The organism is Flavobacterium sp. UBA4854 (assembly GCF_002399805.1).
GTDB lineage: Bacteria > Bacteroidota > Bacteroidia > Flavobacteriales > Flavobacteriaceae > Flavobacterium > Flavobacterium ginsengisoli.
Window position 1 is genome coordinate 1 of record NZ_DHEI01000067.1, and the last position, 809, is coordinate 809.

Consider the following 809-nt stretch of genomic DNA (forward strand, 5'->3'; position numbering starts at 1 on the left):
AGCGAAGCAGTTACAACCAGCATAATAAATAGATAGAGATGAAAGTGTTGTACGTGAGCTGTCATGATATTTAATGTTTTAAATGTTTGACAAATTTGATCTAGCTCTGTAAAATCTCAAAACAATGAGATTGAGATTGCTATAATTTTACCTCTAATTTACTAAAAATTCGGCAATATTTTGATAAAATTTTGCTTTTATTTCAATTAGAGCCAAATCTTTTCATCACGACAACGTTGATAAATATAGCTTTTTAGATTTGCAATGGTTTCCTGATAATTCGATGCGTCATAACCATAGCGTTCGTGTTCCATTTGTTCTCTTTCAACAGCATCACATCCTTTTATAACTTCTTTGATCATATCAAGGAAAGCAAGTTCTTTATTGTCCGTTTTTTGAAATTTAAATTCAACAATTTCATCCTGAAGTTCTTCACAGTAATCAACTAGCTTAATAACTTCTGGTTCGTCCAGAAGATATTCTTTATTTCTAAAAATTTCTCGTACAGATTTCATAAACAATTAATTTTCAATTTTTTAAATTCCAAAATTCCAAGATACATCTTTGTCAAAGTTTTAAACTTTGACAAAGAGTAGAAACGCAATTAAACAAAAAAAATTCCAAACTCCAATTGTAAAGTTGGAATTTGGAATTTTTGATATTGGAATTTAATACGACTAGACGTCGTCGTAATCTACATAAATAGTTTCTGATGTTGGATGCGCTTGACAAGTTAAAATTAAACCTTCAGCAATTTCTCCATCTGTTAAAATAGAATTTTTCGTCATTTCTGCGGTTCCTTTTGTAAC

The 809-nt window shown here is 29.7% G+C and carries 1 protein-coding gene and 1 pseudogene; both read right to left on the bottom strand.

Translation table 11 applies throughout. From position 1 onward, the window contains the following. Window positions 1-206 precede the first annotated feature (206 nt). Complete coding sequence (locus tag B3J44_RS09420) at window positions 207-515, bottom strand: hypothetical protein (protein ID WP_286968029.1); 309 nt, start codon at window positions 513-515, stop codon at window positions 207-209. A gap of 162 nt (window positions 516-677) precedes the next feature. Then, window positions 678-809 (bottom strand): annotated as a pseudogene (locus tag B3J44_RS09425) (flavodoxin reductase); the annotation flags it as partial.

What these genes read in the sequence shown, in the direction of transcription:
- B3J44_RS09420 (WP_286968029.1), bottom strand. Translation starts at nt 515, where the DNA reads ATGAAATCTGTACGAGAAATTTTTAGAAATAAAGAATATCTTCTGGAC.